General features: G+C 75.4%; 1 protein-coding gene and 1 pseudogene. Both read left to right on the forward strand.

Going from position 1 to position 3118, the window contains the following annotated elements:
• The first annotated feature begins 263 nt into the window (after positions 1–263).
• The gene (purD, locus tag C1I97_RS34045; RefSeq protein ID WP_111006857.1) at positions 264–1550 is read left to right on the forward strand and encodes a phosphoribosylamine--glycine ligase; all 1287 of its coding nucleotides are present in this window, start codon (positions 264–266) and stop codon (positions 1548–1550) included.
• A 274-nt stretch (positions 1551–1824) separates the two neighbouring features.
• A pseudogene (locus C1I97_RS34050) lies at positions 1825–3118 on the forward strand (hypothetical protein); the annotation flags it as partial.

The raw sequence follows: 3118 nt of genomic DNA on the forward strand, positions 1-3118 counted from the left end.
GTCGTGTACTCCTCCACCACCGTCGCCCCCGAGGACGACATCCCCGAGGACGACGACCCGGACCTCGACGAGTCGGCTCTCTCCGGCCACGAACTGATCGTGCGGGAGCTGGGCGCGACGGTGGTGGAGGAGTACACGACGGAGTAGTGGCGCCGCGGCACTGCTGCCTCCCGCCCGGCTCGGAGGAACGTACAAGTGCGCTGCTCCCGATCCCTCGGCAGCCCGCACAAAGCGTCCCGGGCCGCTGCCGTTAGGCTGACCCCGTGAAGGTCCTCGTCATCGGCAGCGGCGCCCGCGAGCACGCCCTGTGCCGTTCCCTGTCCCTCGACCCCGCCGTCACCGCGCTGCACTGCGCGCCCGGCAACGCCGGCATCGCCGAGGTGGCCGAGCTGCACCAGGTCGACGCCCTGGACGGTGCGGCCGTGTCCGCGCTGGCCGCGGAGCTGGGTGCCGACCTCGTGGTCGTCGGTCCCGAGGCGCCGCTGGTCGCCGGGGTCGCCGACGCCGTGCGCGAGGCGGGCATCCCGGTGTTCGGCCCCTCCAGCGAGGCCGCGCGGCTGGAGGGCTCCAAGGCCTTCGCCAAGGACGTGATGGCCGCGGCCGGTGTGCCCACGGCCCGGTCGTACGTCTGCACGACGGCGGAGGAGGTCGCCGCGGCCCTCGGCGCCTTCGGCGCGCCGTACGTCGTCAAGGACGACGGGCTCGCCGCCGGCAAGGGCGTCGTCGTCACCGGTGACGCGGACGCGGCCAAGGCGCACGCGGCGGCCTGTATGGGGGTACCTCCCGCGCCGTCCGGGCAGCGGGGGAGCGTGGTGGTCGAGGAGTACCTCGACGGCCCCGAGGTCTCCCTCTTCGCCGTCACCGACGGCGAGACCGTCGTGCCGCTCCAGCCGGCCCAGGACTTCAAGCGGGCGCTCGACAACGACGAGGGCCCGAACACCGGCGGCATGGGTGCCTACTCCCCGCTGCCCTGGGCCGACCCCGAGCTCGTGGACGAGGTCCTGCGGACGGTGCTGCAGCCCACGGTCGACGAGATGCGGCGCCGGGGGACCCCGTTCTCCGGCCTGCTCTACGCCGGGCTCGCGATCACCGGCCGGGGCGTCCGCGTGATCGAGTTCAACGCCCGCTTCGGCGACCCCGAGACCCAGGTGGTCCTCGCCCGCCTCCAGACCCCGCTGGCGGGTGTCCTGATGGCCGCGGCCACCGGCAGCCTTGCCCACCTCGAGCCGCTGCGGTGGAGCGACGACGCGGCCGTCACCGTGGTCGTCGCCTCGCAGAACTACCCCGGCACCCCGCGCACCGGTGACCCGATCACCGGCTTGGAGGAGGTCGCCGCGCAGGACGCCCCGCACGCGTACGTACTGCACGCCGGCACCAGGCGTGACGGCGACACCGTCCTGAGCGCGGGCGGTCGCGTGCTGTCCGTCACGGCGACCGGCAGGGACCTCACCGAGGCCCGCGACCGCGCGTACACCGCCGTCTCCCGCATCCGCCTCGAAGGCTCCCAGCACCGCTCGGACATCGCGGCGAGCGCGGCGGCGAAGGCGTAGCACGCCCCCCGCTCCTTCCGTGAATTCCGTGAAAACCCCGCACAGGCCCCGGACCCGATCCGGGGCCTGCTCGTTGCCGTGCGCGGTCTGCTGTGACCAAAGCCATTCCATCGAGTGACCAATGGGCCATCCGGCTGACGCGGGCCGGGGCCCCAACTAGGGTGCGGCGCAGGCGGTCCGGCACTTGGCCCATTGGCATTGCGATGTCAGTGACGGGTGCCACAGTGGGGGAGTGAGCAACGCCAGGACAGTCGGGAGGGGGTGACGTCCGGTCGTGACCGGTATGGGTGTGGTGGAGGTCGGTGCGCAGACCGCGCGCTCCCGAGCGCTCGCCGTGCTGCGTGTCCGCAGCCGGGCGCTGGCCGTCGCCCTGCTGCCCGCCGCCCTCGCCGTGATCCTGCTCGCCGGCGGCTCCGCCGGTCACCTCGTGGGCCGGGGCTGGGACCTCGCCCGCTGGGTGGTGGGCGTCGTCGCGGCCGTCGTCCTGCTCCTGGCCGCCGTGGTCGGACTGGTCGTCGCCCGTGCCCGCCCCGCCATGACCCCCACCGTCCCGATACCGGAGGAGTCGGCCCCGGACCTGTACCGCCTGGTGCGCGACCTCGCCGATCGCCTCGGCGTGCCCGCCCCGTCCGCCATAGCGCTCACCCCGGACTGCGACAGCTGGCTGGAGGACCGTACGCACCCGGCGCACGGTCCTCCCCCGCAGGAGGACCGCGAAGGGCCGGACGCCCTGCGTGGCCCGGCTCCGGCCCGCCCGCGCCGTACGGCGGCGGCGCCCGTCCTCGTCATCGGCTCCCCGTTCCTGTGGTGGATGCGCGTCGGTGAGCTGCGGGCCGTACTCGCCCCGGTCGTCGCCGGTACGGCACCCTCGGCGCAGCCGGACATAGCGGCGGCCCGCCGTTTCGTCCGCGGTCTGGACGCGGCGGTGGCCGTCGCCTCCACGACCGGCCGCTGCCCCCTGGCCCGCTCGGTGTGCGCCGGCCTCGGCTGGGTGGCCCGGCTGCTGCTGCGCGGCTGCCGGGAGCACGCGGCCGAGATGGAGCGCGGTGTGGCGGCCGCGGCCGCCGAGCGTGCACAGGCTGTGGACTACGGGCTCAGGATCGTCGCTCAGGAGCAGGTGGGCCTGGCGTACGCGGGCTGGGACCGGCTGCTGACCCGGGTCGCGCTCCCCGCCTGGCGCATGGGCCGCTGGCCCTCCCGGCTGGACGCGGGTGTCGTCGCGGCGCTCACCGAGCTGTCCCGCCGCGACCGCCTGGCCGAGGGCTTCGCCTCCCGGCTCGGCGAGCGCCCCGCCTGCGACCTGCTCGAGGAGCCCGGCGCCGTCGACGAGGCCGCCTCGCTGCTGGCCGCGCGGCTCTTCCACGGCGGCCCGGCCGAGCGCGGCCCCGGCTGGTCCCCGGTGGACTGGCGGGAGTACCCGGACGAGGTCGTCGACCGGAAGTGGCGCACCGACGCCGCCCGCCTCCACCGTGTCCTGGACACCCTGGGCGTCCGCCGGTCCTCCGGCCCCGCCGCCACCGATCCGCACGGACCGACCCTGGCCCGGGTCCTGGAGCACCTGTCCGCAC

Origin of the sequence: Streptomyces sp. NTH33 (genome assembly GCF_003236365.1) — a bacterium.
Lineage (GTDB): Bacteria > Actinomycetota > Actinomycetes > Streptomycetales > Streptomycetaceae > Streptomyces.